At 40.8% G+C, this 14164-nt stretch carries 9 protein-coding genes; 6 read left to right on the top strand and 3 right to left on the bottom strand.

Going from position 1 to position 14164, the window contains the following annotated elements; genetic code table 11:
• Positions 1 to 113 precede the first annotated feature (113 nt).
• From ACW6QP_RS12220 to ACW6QP_RS12230, 3 genes are read right to left on the bottom strand one after another with little or no spacing between them, the layout of a single operon-like run.
• Positions 114 to 1790: an OmpA family protein gene (locus ACW6QP_RS12220; RefSeq protein WP_457911155.1), complete on the bottom strand. Its 1677-nt coding sequence runs from the start codon at positions 1788 to 1790 to the stop codon at positions 114 to 116.
• A 13-nt stretch (positions 1791 to 1803) separates the two neighbouring features.
• A complete protein-coding gene (locus ACW6QP_RS12225) occupies positions 1804 to 2745 on the bottom strand; it encodes a PorP/SprF family type IX secretion system membrane protein (RefSeq protein ID WP_457911156.1) in 942 nt (313 codons plus the stop codon).
• 25 nt (positions 2746 to 2770) lie between these two features.
• Positions 2771 to 8335 carry a gliding motility-associated C-terminal domain-containing protein gene (locus ACW6QP_RS12230; protein ID WP_457911157.1) on the bottom strand — a complete coding sequence of 1855 codons (5565 nt, stop codon included), beginning with the start codon at positions 8333 to 8335 and terminating at the stop codon, positions 2771 to 2773.
• Between the two features lie 244 nt (positions 8336 to 8579).
• Between ACW6QP_RS12230 and ACW6QP_RS12235 the strand changes: the two genes are divergently transcribed.
• From ACW6QP_RS12235 to ACW6QP_RS12260, 6 genes are read left to right on the top strand one after another with little or no spacing between them, the layout of a single operon-like run.
• Positions 8580 to 9419 carry a tetratricopeptide repeat protein gene (locus ACW6QP_RS12235; RefSeq protein ID WP_457911158.1) on the top strand — a complete coding sequence of 280 codons (840 nt, stop codon included), beginning with the start codon at positions 8580 to 8582 and terminating at the stop codon, positions 9417 to 9419.
• A gap of 59 nt (positions 9420 to 9478) precedes the next feature.
• Positions 9479 to 10834 carry a UDP-N-acetylmuramate--L-alanine ligase gene (locus tag ACW6QP_RS12240; RefSeq protein WP_457911159.1) on the top strand — a complete coding sequence of 452 codons (1356 nt, stop codon included), beginning with the start codon at positions 9479 to 9481 and terminating at the stop codon, positions 10832 to 10834.
• Positions 10835 to 10883: 49 nt separating this feature from the next.
• A complete protein-coding gene (gene radC / locus ACW6QP_RS12245) occupies positions 10884 to 11585 on the top strand; it encodes a RadC family protein (protein WP_457911160.1) in 702 nt (233 codons plus the stop codon).
• A gap of 9 nt (positions 11586 to 11594) precedes the next feature.
• On the top strand, positions 11595 to 12884 hold the full coding sequence (locus ACW6QP_RS12250; RefSeq protein WP_457911161.1) for a polysaccharide deacetylase family protein: 1290 nt from the start codon (positions 11595 to 11597) through the stop codon (positions 12882 to 12884).
• Positions 12871 to 13560, top strand: a complete 690-nt coding sequence (locus ACW6QP_RS12255; protein ID WP_457911162.1) for a YjjG family noncanonical pyrimidine nucleotidase — start codon at positions 12871 to 12873, stop codon at positions 13558 to 13560. Before ACW6QP_RS12250 ends, ACW6QP_RS12255 begins: the two co-directional genes overlap by 14 nt.
• A gap of 51 nt (positions 13561 to 13611) precedes the next feature.
• Positions 13612 to 14163 (top strand): hypothetical protein, encoded by a 552-nt coding sequence (locus tag ACW6QP_RS12260; RefSeq protein WP_457911163.1) that lies wholly within the window; start codon positions 13612 to 13614, stop codon positions 14161 to 14163.
• Position 14164: the final 1 nt, after the last annotated feature.

Below are 14164 nucleotides of genomic sequence, written 5' to 3' on the forward strand. Positions count from 1 at the left end.
AGCTTTCATACCATGAAAATAATACTATCCTGAATTATTTCCAATAAAAAAGAGACTGCCTTTTCAGACAGCCTCCTCCACTTTTGATTGGTTAGTTAGTAGCTAAGTGGAAATTAGTTGTCTTCATTCATTTCCTCATCCATCTCAGTGTTTTCAGCATTGTTGGTTTTATCATCCATAATGGTGAATTCACTTCTACGGTTTACTGCATATTGCTCGGCAGTACATCCGGTTGGTTGAGTACAATCGTTAAGAGGCATACTTTCACCATAACCTTTAGAGGTTAAACGGCTGCGGTCAATACCATTTTCGACTAGGTACTCAAGGGTTGAAGCTGCACGTCTTTCAGAAAGACCAAGGTTGTACTGGTCAGATCCGCGAGCATCGGCGTGAGATCCAATTTCGATATTGATAGACGGGTATTTGTTCATAATATCAACTACCTTATTAAGGGTTGGTTTAGACTCCTCCTTAATGGTAGCCTTATCGAAATCGAAGTAAATGTTTCCTACGTCACGAAGTTGCTGTCTTCCGGTTTCTACGTTGGTTTCTCTATCGTCGAAATCAACCACTGGAGGAACATAATCTTCACGGGTAAACACATACAGGTTATCGGTACCTCTTCTGTTTGAAGCGAAATATCCTTTTTCCTGTCCTTCGCGAATTACGAAAGCGAAATCATCGTGGCTTGAGTTAATGGTACCACCAAGGTTTTGCACCTCGCTGAAGTTTCCTTCACTGCGGTAAATATCCATATTTCCGAAGCCTTCATGTCCATCGGAAGAAAAGTATAAAACTCCTTCTTCACTGATGAATGGGAACTGCTCTCTGTGCTCGGTGTTAACTCCGCCTCCAAGATTTTCAGGAGTACCAAAAGTTCCGTCTTCATTCACGTCTACAACGTAGATGTCGAAAGATCCCATAGAACCCGGCATATCACTGGCGAAGTAAAGTTTGCTTCCATCGGCGCTTAGGCTTGGATGTTCAGTAGAATACTCATCGCTGGTAAAAGGAAGAGCTTCGATATTGGTCCAGTTTCCATCTACCAACTCTGCGCGGTAAATTTTGATGTGCGCTACGCGAACACCTTCTTCGTCTTTAACTCTCTTATCGCTGGTACGGTCAAAATACATTACCGTAGCATCCTGGTTAAAGGTAGCTGAACTTTCGTGAGCATCGGTATTGATATTGTCATCAAAAAGGATGATATCGCTTAGTTCACCGTCTTCACTCATTTCTGCGCTGTAAAGATCCAGAGTTGGTCTTTTGTTCCACGGATAAATAGGGCGGGCCTGATTTCTGGTAGAAGCAAAAGTAATTCTGTCTCCATAGTAAGAGATTCCGAAATCTGCAGAAGCAGAATTGTTCATGATCTGGTTAGTGGTAAACACGTGTGGGGCGATAGTGTCAAGCTCTCTTTGGAAGGCGTCGAAGTTCACTTCTTCTCCTTTAACCTCGCTCATATACTTATCGGCATCCTCGTGTTTGTTAACCGCTCTAAGTGCGTGTGCATATCTGAATTTATATTCAGGAGCCACACTGGCTTCATGTCTAAGGAAAAGCAACTGATAAACTTCAGTTGCATTTTCCATTTGATTGGTGTAGAAATAAGCATCTCCAAGATTTTGTAAAACCTCCTGATTCTTATCTACAACTTTTTCGTAAGCATCGGCAGCATCGATATAGGCTCTTTGAACAAAGAATTTGTCACCCTGCTTAATCGCAGCAGACTGGCCCATTGCGGTAATGCTTACCAGTAAAATTAAAAGTGTACTATATATATTTTTCATGTTATATCGGTTTTTAGAAGAATCTAGGTGATTTGTCATATCCTTTGGTAAGTCCGAATAGATCTACGTCGAATAACAACATGATCTCGTGGGTTCCACCTACGTTATACCCCAGGAAATCTGAAGTAAAGTGATCGTAAGCATAACCTACCCTAAGGCTTGGCGTAATCTTGAAGTTTACCAATCCGGTGATGGTTTCGTTAAATCGGTAACCAACACCAGCTTCTAACCTGTCATATAATAATACGTTGGCAGTAACATCTACAGCCAATGGCGCTCCCTGAACCCCTCTGGCCATAAATGCAGGCTTAAGACGTACATCCTGGCTTATATCGAATACATAACCACCGGTTAGGTAATAATGCACTTCTTCTTTACCAAGAGTTCTTAAACCTTGCTGATTTTCAATATGTTTTGAAGTAAAGATGTTTGGAGCCGAAGCACCCAAATAATAATTATCTCCAAACCAAAATGCACCTACTCCGAATACCGGAAAGATCTCGCTTACATTTTGAAATGCAGGATCGTTAGGTTGTCTTAGGTTCAATCCGGCCAGGTTAGCATCAAATGTGGTTAAACCGGCTTTAAGACCAAAGGAGATTTTACTTCTTTCTCCAGCTGGTAGTACGTAGGCGAAATCGGCAGTGATGTTGTTTTCCTTTACAACATCTCCTATTTCATCGTGTACGATTGTAAGACCAAGTTCAACACGTTCGCTAACCGGAGTGTGGGCGAAGAAGTTGGCGGTGCTTGGAGCACCGTCAACATTCTGCCACTGAGTTCTATAAATACCCCCTAGGTTAAGTATGCCCGGATCATCGGTAGCATACCCTGGGTTAATAACACTCATGTTATACATATAATGAGTGAAAAGAGGGTCTTGCTGAGCCATACCTTTTACAGAAAAAAGGATAAGGCCGGCGAATAGTAAATATTTTGTGATTGTTTTTTTCATTTCTTTCTAGTGTTTATCCTTTTTATTATCTGCTTAAGTAAACTTTGCCCTGTCTTGGAGCAGTGCTTCCATCTCCGTAATCAATTACGTAGAAGTATACCCCGATTGGTAGCACATCGTCACCTAAAGCACCAGACTGGTTTGAAGTTCCATCCCAGGCTGGAGTAGAGGCATTACCTTTATAGATAGTGTTACCCCAACGGTTAAAGATTTCGATTGAATAATTAGGATATTCATTCTCCAGGTTCTCTACTATGAAGGTGTCGTTAATACCATCTCCGTTTGGAGAAATACCTTCAGGATAGATAATTGGACAGTTTTCTACACTTACAGTTATTGCAAGACGATCAAGGCTCTCACACTCTCCATCATCCTGGCTGGCGTAGTAAGTACCGTTTTGAAGTCTGGTAGAAGTTCCTAAAGAGTTGTCGCCATCGGCTGAATCGTACCAGATTAAAGTTCCTTCGAAAGAAATCGCATCGGTAAGATCTGCAAGGGTGGCTGCATCTCTGTCACAGAACTCAAAACTTGTAGTGCTTGCAGTTGGTGCAGGAACCACATTGATGGTTACCACCACTTCAGCAGCTTCAGACTCACATCCATTAAGCGTTTGAGTTACATAGTAAGAGCCGCTTTCCAGCATATCTTCTTCAGAAACCATCATAGTAAGGTCTGCATCAGCATACCATATAAGGTCGGTTCCTTCAGCTTCTAACCAGGCGGCAGTTGCCATATCGCTTTCACAGGCAAAGAAAGTAGCATCGGCTTCTGGAGCGTCTGGAACTTCGTTTACGGTAATGGTAAGAGTTGAAGATTCAACACCACACTCATTGATAGGCTCTACAGTGTAGGTTACTTCAAAAGTACCTTCTCCCATAGCGCTGGCATCAAAAATACCATCAGCAAGAACTTCCCCTTCATAAGTGAATTCACCGCTATCTGAAGCCTGAGCATCAAGATAATTGTAAAGATTTACTTCTCCCTGATTTGCACAAAGAGCAGCGTCCATATCCATACCTGCAGTAACAGTTTCAAGAACAGTTACGGTAAAGCTTTCAGAAGCTTCTCCAGATACACAAGGAGTCTCATCGGTGATAGAATAAGTGATTTCATATTCACCTGCACCAAGCATAGATGGGCTCAAGATACCTCCTTCGATCACTTCGTCATTCCAGATAAAGTTTCCATCCATAATAGCATTAGTTGAAAGGAAAGAGTATAGGTCCTGATCTTCGTCAATTGAACAAAGCGTCACATCGTCGATTGGCTCAAGCTCGGCAGGAACCTCGTCGTAAACTGTAACAGTCAATTGAACAGAAGCTGAACACTCTCCTTGGGTTACCGTATAGGTGGTGGTAAAGTCACCCAGTTCGCTCTCATTGTTATACCAGTCTACTAAATCCTGGATGCTTGGGCTGAAAGTACCGTTTCTGGAAACTCCTTCATCAAGCAAATTAAGGTAGAAATCTCTAACCGAAGTAGAATTAGGGAACTGTCCGTTCTCAATATTTGCATTACAAACTGAGGCAAACTTATCGGTTCCAACAAATAGATCTTCAATTATTGTTACGGTAAATTCTACTGAATCTTCACCGGTTACACAATCTACGCTTTCATCTACGATGTAAGTATAGGTATATTCAGTCTGATCTAAATTGTTGGTGTTGATGATTCCATCGAAATCATCACCTTCGAAGTATCCATTTGGATTAGCGCCTTCGCTTAAGTAATCTCTAAGATCGATCTCACCTTGAGATGCACAGAAGGTTACTGCAACATCTTCACCCGCCTCAGCTTCAACTTCATCATTAATAGTTAAAGTAATGGTAGCTGAATCTTCACAGTTGTCGTTTTCTACAGTATATGTAGTGCTGAATGTTTCACTTGCTTCCTCAGGATTACTGATATAAGCCACAATTTGAGCTGCAAGGATTTCAAGAGCCGGATCGAAAGTTCCATCCTGGTCTACTCCGTCTACATCGATTAGGTTGTTAAACCAGTCGATTGCGGCTTGTGGGTTGGTGATCATTTCCTCAGCCTCGGTAATACAAAGGCTTTCTGATATATCCTGCCCTGCATTTGGAGCTTCATATACGGTAATACTAAACTCGGCTGTATCTGTTCCTTCTACACAAGCGGTAGATGGACCTACGAAGTAAGTGAAAACATAAGGCTCATTACTAGCGCTAAAAACAGCCGGATCGAAGTTTCCATCAAACTCTTCACCATTATATTCGAAATAGCCATCAGGATTTGCATTTGCACTAAGTTCGTTGAAAAGGTTGATAGCTTCCTCGTTAGTACAGAGTGTAGTAGTAAAGTCATCTCCCGCATCGGCATTAACTTCACCCTCTACATTTACAGTTATGGTAACTGAATCTTCACAGGCACCTGTCCCTAAAGTATAGGTAGTTTGATATGTTCCTATTTTAGACTCGGCAGAATTATATTGCTCTGTGATTTCAGCTATAGAACGATCAAAAGTTCCAGCTGGACTATAATTCGGAATTAAACCCGCAAAATAGTTTCTAATCACTTGTTCTGAATAGGTGTCCTGAAGATCAGAAACACAAAGGTTAGCGGTGATTTCTTCTCCTAGATCTCTGCCTTCTGAAACTATAATTCTATATTCTGCTGTATCTGAAGTTCCTTCTGTTACACAATTTGAAGAATCAGTTACGGTGTAGGTTACTATGTAGCCGTCTTCATTAATACCAATGGAAGGATCAAACATATTATCTGTTAGGACCTCTCCATTTAGGCTAAAGGTACCCTCAGTCATCGCATCGTCGCTTAATATCACACTAAGATCAAACATTGCATCGCCCTCACAAACTGTATAAGTTACATCAGAACCAGCATTGGCATCCTGAGTATCGTTGATGGTGATGCTGAAGTTTGAAACATCAGTTCCACATTCGTCCTGAGGATCGCCAACTGTATAAGTTCCTTCTATTAAAAGGCTATCATCCCTTTCGTCATCACCATAATAGGCTGCTAAAGCAAGTGCTATAGTATTAAAGTCATTTCCAAGATTGCTTTCGATATTACCTCCACGTTCACCAGTGAAATTGAATTCTTCAAATAAAGCCTGAATTATATCTTCTCTGTTTGGGAAATTATCGGCCACTATTTCTTCAACTCTGCTTATACAAATTGATCCAGAAATATCCTGACCTGCATTCGGCCCTTGAATAACTTCAATTGTAAATGTAGTTTCGTCGCTTCCCTCTATACAGGAAACAGACTCGTCAACAGTATAGGTAATGTCATAAGTTCCGGGTTCAACTGTTGAAGGATCAAAAACATTATTGGTAACACCCTCTCCGGTGAAAGTTCCACCTTCGGTAGCCTCAGAATTAGAATTAGATAATGTAGTTAGATCAATTGGCTCATCGTTGGTACAAACATCTTCGATGTTATCAAAGGCTCCGGCGTTAGCCTCTTCCCCTTCAATCACCGTTCTGCTTAGTTCAATTGAACCAGAACAGAAATTTTCACCGGTAAAATTATAAGTCACAGTGAAAGTTCCAATATTTTGAGCATTGTATTCATTGATTACTCTTTGAATATCGCCCTCGGCAAATTCTCCTTCAGGGATGTTTTCTCCAAAGTTCTCCAGGAATAAAGCTTCAACATCTTCTGGGATTTCATTTACAAGAGCCGGGATATCATCATTACATAAATCGGCTACTTCAACTAAATTAACGGATGCATCTTCTAATACAGTAAACTGTAAATTAGCTGAATCTTCACATTCAGTTCCTTCTCCTACGGTATAGGTAACATTAAAAGTAGTTTCTCCAGGAATATCATTTGCAATTTCTGAAGCTGTAGGAGAAAATATTCCTCCTTGATCGGCGTTATCACTCAATAGAGAGATAAGATAATCTTCAACTTCTTGCTCGGTCACATCATTCGAAAAACATACTTCATTTCCTGAAGTATTATCACTTCCAGCATTAAAATCTTCTGCTACAGTTCTGCTAAGTTCAATTGAAGTGGCGCAGAAATTTTCGTCAGTAATATTATAGGTTACTGTAAAAGTTCCAATATTTTGAGCGTTGTATTCATTGATTACTCTTTGAATATCGCCTTCAGCAAATTCTCCTTCAGGGATGTTTTCTCCAAAGTTCTCTAGGAATAAAGCTTCAACATCTTCTGGTATTTCATTTACCAATGCTGGTATGTCCGAATTACATAAATCGGCTACTGGAACAAGTGTTGTAGAAGCATCGGCCAAAACTGTAAATGACAATTCAGCTGAATCTGCACATTCGGTTCCTTCTCCTACGGTGTAGGTAGATGAAAAATTTCCGCTACCGTCGCTGTTATTCAGAGCGGCTACGATGGCATCTATATTACTGAAACTGCCGTTATCCTCATCAAAGTCTACACTTAATAGAGAGATTAAATAATTTTCAACCTCTTCGGAAGTAGCTTCGGTAGAGAATTCAGAGCGACATACTTCGTTGCCCTCGGTATTATCGTCTCCGGCATCGAAACTCTCGTTAACTGTTAGTTCAATAACCACATCGTCTTCACAACCATTTTCGGTGGTGAAAGTAGCTGTGATTGTAAAAGTTTGTATAGGGTTGGTTCCGTATTCCTCACCTAACTCAGCAATCGTAGGGTCAAACTCTACAGAAGTGCCCTCTAGTTGATCTCTTTCTCCAAGGAAGCTTAATAAGATTGCATCTACACTTTCGTTAGGGTCTGCTATCCTGGCATCCAAATCGGCCCGACAAATTTCATTACCAAGACTATTTTCGCCTGCATCGAAATCTTCTACAGTTACAGTAACAGCCGTTCTACCACTTTCACAAGGTGGTCCATCACTTGGAACTACTTGAGATACGTAATAAGTTTCACCGTTTTGAACAATGAAATCATCTGGAAGGGCAGGTTCTGAAGTTGAAGTTCTATACCATAAATTTGTACCTTCTGCTTCTAGTTCACTAACTGTAGTGCCTTCACAAACTACTTGGGGTGAAGCAGCAGCTGGAGCCGGAGCTTCAACTGGCTCAAATCTTACAGGTCTTCTTCTGGATTGACAATCTGAACCATCATAAAAGCCCGCGAAGTAATTCCCTGTAGTTAATGGAGTTGAATCCGCCAGAGGGGCGTCATCTTTACCATATCTTGTTGGAAAGATTTCCAGCGAATAACCGGAAGGAGCTGCAGAAGCATCTATCGCTTCCTTCAGATCTGCTATAGTATAAGGTCCTCCACCAGAACAAGGTGTGAAAAAGTCGTCCTGAACAAGAGGTGCATTTACTGGCTCAGTTAGGGTAACTACAACTCTTCTATCACTTCTTGGAGTTGTACAATCATCAGAATCTGCATAGTAGTCCTCTCCATCTATTAATAATTCATTTGAAGGAAGAGGCTCATCTGATGTCTCATCAGCGTACCAGGTAGCGCCCGCTGGTGCAAGGTCTGAAACTGTTGAAAGAGCGTCGCAAAATGATTGCGTCGGTTCGTCTACAGTTGGGCATTCCTGCCCAAACGAGGGCAAGGTTCCAATTAACAATACAAAGGCGAAAAGGAACCAATTTGTTCCCTTCCTCCCAAAAGTAAAATTTTGCATAGGCTAGGTGTTAAATTCAATTATTAGTATTAGGTTTAACTAGATTTTTGTAGCACAAATATTCAAATAAATTTTAAACTTTAGGTTAACGAACTTTGTGACTTTAACAATAATTAGCATTTCAGCTAAATTAACAAGTGCTTTGTTAATTATTTGTGTAGGGATCGGTACTTTTGTTACGTTAAATTTAGGAAAATTTTAAAATATGAGGGGTTTCACCTGTTTTTTTATTGTATTTTTTTTAATGAATGTAGAGCCTGTAAAGGCCCAGGAAGGGATTGAGGATGCAAAAACCTTCCTTGAGGAAGGAAAAATTCAGCAAGCCAAAAAGATTTTTCAAAAATACCCGGAAAACCCTGATGCCCGGGAGCTCCTGGGCGATATTGCCAGCTTTGAGAAAGACTGGGAAACCGCAATTTCCTATTACGAAGATTTATTGCAGCAAGACCCTAACTCTGGAGTATATAATTTTAAATTGGGAGGCGCCCTGGGAATGAAAGCTATGGAGGGTTCTAAATTCCAGGCGGCAATGCTGGTGGGTGATATTAAAAAATATCTTAACAAGGCGGCAGAGCTTCATCCTACAAACCCTGAAGTGAGACGTGCCCTGGTTGAGTTTTATATGCAAATCCCCGCTATAGTGGGTGGAAGCCGCAGCACGGCTCAATCATTTGCCAGTGAACTTAAAAATATCAACCCAATCGATTATTTGCTTGCCCAGGCCTATATTCATAATTACGACGGAGAAACCGAACAAGCCAGAAGTCTTATCCAAAAAGCAGTCTCTTTGGCAAAGAATGATAAGTCTCTGGTGGTAAGAAATTATTTGTTCTACGAGCTCGGTGAGCGCGCCGCCAAATTTAAAATTGATGCTGATGCCGGGATTGCCTTCCTTCAAAATTATATTCGGGGGTATGGGTATAAGGACCTGAAATCTCCTGCCTGGGCTTACCTTCAAATGGCCAGACTGCAATCCAATAAACAAAATAAACAGCAGGCCCTCGAATTGGTAGAGAAAGCGCTTTCTGCAAAATCAGATTTTCCTGAAGCTCGTAAAGAGAAAGCCCGAATTTTGGAAATGTAGGCAGCCCTTCCTGCTGCCTGCCTCGTTGCAATTAAGTATATTTGCGCAAATTTTTTTCTATGAATTTTCATTTTATAGCCATCGGCGGGAGTGCGATGCATAGCCTGGCGATCGCCTTACAAAACCAAGGTCACCGGGTAAGCGGAAGTGATGATGTAATCTATGAACCTGCAAAATCGGCGCTTCAAAATGCCGGTCTACTTCCCGAAGCCGAAGGTTGGTTCCCGGAAAAAATTAATACGCCACTCGATGCCGTTATTCTTGGAATGCACGCCAAAGCCGATAACCCCGAGCTTCTCAAGGCTCAGGCCGATGGGCTTAAAATATATTCATATCCTGAATTCCTTTTTGAACAATCCCGTGACAAAACCAGGGTTGTAATTGCAGGTTCCCACGGAAAAACCACGATTACAGCTATGATTTTACACGTGATGAATTATCACGAAAAAGATATAGATTATATGCTGGGTGCCAGCATAGAAGGCATCGCACATTCGGTGCAGCTCAGCCCCGATAATGATTTTATCCTTATTGAAGGCGATGAGTACCCTTCATCGGCCATAGATAAGCGGCCTAAATTTTTGCATTATCAGCCTAATATCGCCCTGGTGAGCGGTATTGCCTGGGATCATATCAATATTTTCAAAACCAAACAGGATTACGCTGAACAATTTTCCCTATTTGTGAATTCTCTGGTAAATGGCGGGATATTGGTGTATAATGAAGAAGATACCCAATTGAAAAGTATTGTGGAAACTTCTGAAAATCCGGTGCGAAAACATCCATATAGCACACCCAACTATCATTTGGAAAACGGGCAGTGCATTCTGGATACTCCTGAAGGTGAATTACCTCTTGAAATCTTCGGAAAACATAATATGAATAATCTTGCAGGTGCTAAATGGATTTGCCAGCACATGGGAATTGACGAAGATGATTTCTATGAAGCAATCGCTGGTTTTAAGGGCGCCTCAAAAAGACTTCAAAAAATAGCCGAAAATGAATCTGCGGTGATCTTTAGGGATTTTGCGCATAGTCCTTCCAAGGTGAATGCTTCAGTAGCAGCGGTAAAAGAACTTCATCCCGGCAGGAAGTTAATCGCCTGTTTGGAACTGCATACTTTTAGCAGTCTTAACTCAGATTTTCTTTCCGAATATAAAAACAGCCTGAACCCTGCCGATGAAGCTATCGTTTTTTATTCTAAACAGGCTTTGCTTCAAAAAGGGAGACCCGATATTCCCGCAGAAACAATAAAAGATGCTTTTGGCAAAAAAGATCTTAAAGTTTTTACTGAAGCCAAAGAATTGAAGGGGTTTCTACAAAATCTCGGCTTGTCTAATGCTGCACTTTTAATGATGAGCAGCGGCGAATTTGGAGGTTTTAAGCCTGAAGAAATTAAGGGGTTAATCCATTAATTTTTGTCCTGGTGTAAGTTGCTTATCTGGAGCTTTTAATTTTGGCTCTATGAAAGGATATACCCAAGCCAGTTTTAGTATTAAACACTGGGCCGAAGACGATAGACCCCGGGAAAAATTGCTTCAAAAGGGGAAATTAAGCCTTAGTGATGCCGAGCTCATCGCAATCTTAATCTCCTCGGGCAGTAGAGAACAAAGCGCAGTAGAATTAAGTAAAAAAATACTCTCGGCTCATAAAAATAATCTTGGTGAATTAGGCAAATGCAGTGTTGAAGAACTGTGCCGGTTTAAAGGTATTGGAGAAGCCAAGGCTATTTCTATAATTGCCGCGCTGGAATTAGGACGCCGACGCCGAATGCAGGAAGCATTGGAGCTTAAGAAAATCACCTCGAGTGCTTCGGTATTTGAATTGATGCAACCTATTATTGGCGAATTGGCCCACGAAGAATTTTGGGTGGTGTATCTCAATAATTCCAATAAAGTGCTTCAGCAAATGCAGCTAAGCAAAGGCGGAATTACCGGCACCCTTGTAGATGTACGTATCGCGCTCAAAAAAGCCCTCGAACTTAGCGCTACAGCGATTATCTTGGCACATAACCATCCCTCTGGAACTTTAGTGGCCAGCGAAGCCGACAGGCACCTGACCAAAAAATTAAAAACTGCCGCTGAAAGCCTCGACATTAAAGTGCTCGATCATTTGATTGTAACCGAAAAATCATACCTTAGCTTTGCCGATGAAGGTATGCTTTAGGTTGATTTTATGTTACTTATCTACACTCAGAAGACCACCCCCAGAATCATCTATGCATTTAGGCATATTTGTACCAATTTGTTGGATATTCCAGTGAAATTTACTTCAAAAATCGAGGAATTTATAGCTCACGAAAATGAAAAGCTCTCTTATGGTAAACAAGCCCTGGGGAACGAACTTTTTATTCAAAATGTAGATTTGCTTCTGGAACAGGGAATTTCTGAAGTTGATATTAATGTGCAGCCCTGGGAAGACAGTTTTTGTTTTTTTGAAGTAACCGGGAACAGTGCTTTGCCCTTTGATATTTTTGCCGCCAGTTTTTATCTGTTAAGCCGGTATGAAGAATATCTGCCACATGTAAAAGACGATGGTGAGCGTTTTCCTGCTACCGAAAGTCTCGCGTTTAAAGAAGGATTTTTGCAATCTCCGGTGGTTGATATCTGGGCCTACAAATTTCGGGATGTTTTGATAGACCGGTTTCCCGATTTACAACCTGCCACCCGGGATTTTTCTTCGGAAGCAATTTTTGCCGTAGAACATATTTTTAATTATAAAAATAAAGGCTTTATTCGAAGCCTGGCAGGAATCTTCAATGATTTCTTTCGATTAAATTTCGGAAAAATTCTCGACCGCTTTCAGGTATTGTTGGGCTTGCAGAGGGATCCTTTCGATATTTTTGAGGATATCATCAACTTCATAAAAAAGCATCATTGCGACCCGCTGTTTATGTTTCAGCTTAGTGATTTTACCGTTCACGACCGAAATATAAATCCTAATCGCATTCCGCATCAAACCATCATAAAGTTTGTAGCCGATTATGCCAGAGTTGGTTTGCTGCAGGGCTATTATTCGCTTTCAGACATCAGGATTTTGAGAAAGGAAAAATTGAGAATGGAGAACATTATCCACGCGCCTCTTCAGCATATCATAAATATGCGTCATCCTTTAGAGTTGCCAGAGAATTACAGCCATATCAATGAGCTTGAAATTCAAAACGATTATTCTATGGGCTATCCGGGAACCTTTGGATTTAGGGCTGGTACCTGTTCGCCTTTTCTTTTTTATGATATAAGTTTGGAGGTAACCACGCCGCTTAGAATACATCCTTATGTTTTTCACAGCGCTGCCTTAAACCCCCAGGAACCCGAAAAAATGCGCAGCCAGGTGGGGAAAGTTTTGTCTGAAGTCAAAAAGGTAGACGGGAGTTTGCTTGCGGTATTTAAAAACCAGGATTTTAGCAGGTATTACCCTCGCAAATTTTATTATTCTATATTAAAACAGATTTATGAAGTTCAGTAATATTCAACATATATTTTTTGACCTGGATCATACGCTTTGGGATTTTGATAAAAATTCGGCTATGGCTTTCGAGCAGATGTTTGAAAAGCATCGACTCGATTTGGATTTAGAGCTATTTCTGGAAACCTACCGTCCTGTAAATTTTGACTACTGGAAAAGATATCAGGAAAACCGCGTTACTAAAAACGACCTGAGATATGGCCGGCTTAAAGATACTTTTGATAGTTTGAGTTATGAAACTTCAGTAGAAACCATAAATAGCCTGGCGTCAGATTATATTGAAATGCTCCCGTTAAACAATCATTTGCTGGAAGGAGCAATCGAGGTATTAGACGAATTAAAAGCAAATTATTCCCTTCATATTATCACCAACGGATTTGAAGAGGTACAGCATAAAAAGTTAAAAACTGCAGGAATTTCTACCTATTTTGAAAGTATTACCACTTCTGAAGAAGCCGGAGTTAAAAAACCCAATCCCGGTATCTTCGAATTGGCTATGCGAAAAGCCCTTGCCAAACCTGAATCGAGTTTAATGGTTGGCGATAATTTTGAAGCCGATGTCATGGGAGCTAAAAATCTTGGAATTCAATCGGTCTTTTTCGATTATTATTCGCGTGATGAGATAACCGAGGTGCCTGCGGTTAAAAAGTTAAATGAACTTCTAAACTACCTTTGATAAGAAAGATTTATTAGATTCGTTAGAAGAAGGTGTTAATTGCTTATCCCAATGAAGAATTACCCTGAAATCTATAAATTTAACCTACTCATCTTTGCAGCTTTACTCTGTTTTGGTTGTGTTAAAGATGTGGATTTCAATCAGTCAGAGCAAATTAGCCTAAGCCCCGATCTTCAAAGCGATTTGCTTATTTATTCTATCGATGAGCGCTACTTTACCGATAGCATTACCAAAGCCTTTAAACCTGTAATTCGCGATACCGTACGCCTGGAATTTTTAGATGACGATTACATTCAAAAAGATCTGGTCTCGGTAGAATTCAGCTTCAGGCACATCAATACTTTTTCCCAGGAAATCGATAGCAGGATCTTGTTTTTATCTGAAAATGGTCAACTGCAATTTTCTGTCGATTATCCCATTCCCCCGGGTTCGCCCAATAATCCTTCAGAAATAATTTATACCGAATTCATAGAGCAAAATCGAATTCACCTGGTGCGCAATTCGATTCAAATGATCGTAGAACTCGAGATGATCCCCAACGGCCAGCCGGTTTCGGGCAATCTGGATTTTGCCTCCAAGGGTCTCTTTAAGTTTGAATTTTAAG

The organism is Salegentibacter haimaensis, assembly GCF_054121495.1.

Bases quoted from the DNA above. Each gene is read 5' to 3' on its own strand.
- ACW6QP_RS12220 (WP_457911155.1), bottom strand. From the start codon at position 1,790: ATGAAAAATATATATAGTACACTTTTAATTTTACTGGTAAGCATTACC.
- ACW6QP_RS12225 (WP_457911156.1), bottom strand. From the start codon at position 2,745: ATGAAAAAAACAATCACAAAATATTTACTATTCGCCGGCCTTATCCTT.
- ACW6QP_RS12230 (WP_457911157.1), bottom strand. From the start codon at position 8,335: ATGCAAAATTTTACTTTTGGGAGGAAGGGAACAAATTGGTTCCTTTTC.
- ACW6QP_RS12235 (WP_457911158.1), top strand. From the start codon at position 8,580: ATGAATGTAGAGCCTGTAAAGGCCCAGGAAGGGATTGAGGATGCAAAA.
- ACW6QP_RS12240 (WP_457911159.1), top strand. From the start codon at position 9,479: ATGAATTTTCATTTTATAGCCATCGGCGGGAGTGCGATGCATAGCCTG.
- radC (WP_457911160.1), top strand. From the start codon at position 10,884: ATGAAAGGATATACCCAAGCCAGTTTTAGTATTAAACACTGGGCCGAA.
- ACW6QP_RS12250 (WP_457911161.1), top strand. From the start codon at position 11,595: ATGTTACTTATCTACACTCAGAAGACCACCCCCAGAATCATCTATGCA.
- ACW6QP_RS12255 (WP_457911162.1), top strand. From the start codon at position 12,871: ATGAAGTTCAGTAATATTCAACATATATTTTTTGACCTGGATCATACG.
- ACW6QP_RS12260 (WP_457911163.1), top strand. From the start codon at position 13,612: ATGAAGAATTACCCTGAAATCTATAAATTTAACCTACTCATCTTTGCA.